The organism is Hymenobacter sp. AT01-02, from assembly GCF_000961955.2.
Taxonomy (GTDB): Bacteria; Bacteroidota; Bacteroidia; order Cytophagales; family Hymenobacteraceae; genus Hymenobacter; species Hymenobacter mucosus.
On record NZ_JZIR02000253.1, the window covers coordinates 1 to 1,617 of the forward strand.

Here is a 1,617-nt window from a genome sequence, read left to right on the forward strand (position 1 = left end):
TGGGCTTCTCGGAAGATTTGGGTAAGGACAAGCTATACAGCCGGGGCTTTTCTATTGTGGATTCATGCTGTCCGCTCTTACATCGATAGCCCTCGGTCCCGCTGCTCGAGGCTGCCGTTCTCGCTCGATAGAGCGCATAGCTCCCGTCCGCGTGGCCTGGTCGCCATAGCTTTCCTCGACCGCCACCCCCTCGGAGCGCTGGGCCTTGCTCAGGACGCTGCTAATCTTTTCAATGGTCTTCCAATCGAAGCCATAGGCTACGCTCAGCGATGTTCGCTGATCCGGTAACGTGCGCACCTGCCATACCCCGGCACCAGCCTCCTCAAGGGCGGCTCGAATGCGCTCGGCCTTTCTGCCTCGACTACTGTGATGATTGCCTTAAGCGAGCGAGGGTCTTGCGCCACCTGTAACCGCTGCTCCTGCCGTTGCTCTAGCAAAGTGCGTTCAATCGCCTGCTGCACTTGCTCCACGAAGGGCTGTCCATTCGGCCGTAAGTCGGCGAGGGGAAACTGCACGGCCGTTGCTGCCTCCCGCACTAGGAACTGTTTCTCTTTCGTCTGGTGAACGGTAAAGCCGTGCTGCTGTAAGGCTTGGTCTACCTGCCCCACATTCGTAACCCGCCCCTGCAGCACGGTGGCTACTACCTGCTCCGCTCGCCGTAGACTGTGTGCTTGTTGCTGACCAGCCCACTCGGTCAGCTTAGGGCTTAAGGTTTGCCCTTGGGCCGTCCGCACGATCAACCGGTGATAGTCAGCTCGTACAGTGGTGAGCTGCGTGGATTTCTCGGCTAGCTCCTTCCCCTTTTGCTCCAACTCCGCGGACAGGCGCCGCTCGTGCTCCTTGCTGGTAGCCAGCTGCTTTTCCAGCACCCGCACCCGGTCCTGCGCCAGCGCGTTGGCCGTGGCAATGGTGGCCAGCTCCGCGAGCTTGGCGTTGGCCTCCGCTAACTGTTGGGCCGCCTGTTGATTGAACCGTTCCAGCTCTCGCTGCAGGTGCACCCCGCTGTCCACGTACCAGGCTTTCTTGCCTATTTCCAACGGGATGTGCTCGACCGGGGCCACGGCCTGCGCCAACTGCTGCTGGCTGGTCTTCTGGGCCCCGTAGTAGCGGCGTACATCCTGATGAATTGCTGTACTGTACTCGATGCCCCGCTTCAAGCCATAGGGGGCCATGGCTTGCGCGTAGTCCGTTTGCAGCTGCCGCAGGGCAACGGGACTGAAGAGATCGCGGGCCGAGAGTCGCTCCTTAGCTCCTACCTTTTCTCCCTTGTGCAAGCGCTGCTCCTGAGTGACGGGCACCACGATGGCATGTAGGTGTGGAGTGCTCTCGTCTTGGTGAAGCATACACCCGATCACATTTTCAGTACCGTAGCGCTTCTGTAAAAAGTCCAGATTATCGCGTACCCACGACGACTCCCGGATGTCCGCTCGAAGGCCTGTAGCAGGGTCTTTGGGAAACTTCTCCTCACTGGCCGTGAGCAGGATCTCCACGGCGCGAATGGCATCCTTGCGCTGGCGGGGTAGCTGCAACTCAGCGATGCGCTCATTGGCTAAGTCCCAGTAGCTGCGCTGCTCGTGGTTGACCAGTTCCTGGTTCAGGTGCCGCAAGGGCGGGTCG

At 60.3% G+C, this 1,617-nt stretch carries 1 protein-coding gene; it reads right to left on the minus strand.

Going from position 1 to position 1,617, the window contains the following annotated elements; genetic code table 11:
* Positions 1-263 precede the first annotated feature (263 nt).
* The coding region (gene mobV, locus VI25_RS22955; protein WP_173664810.1) for a MobV family relaxase at positions 264-1,617 on the minus strand (1,354 nt) is incomplete at its 5' end.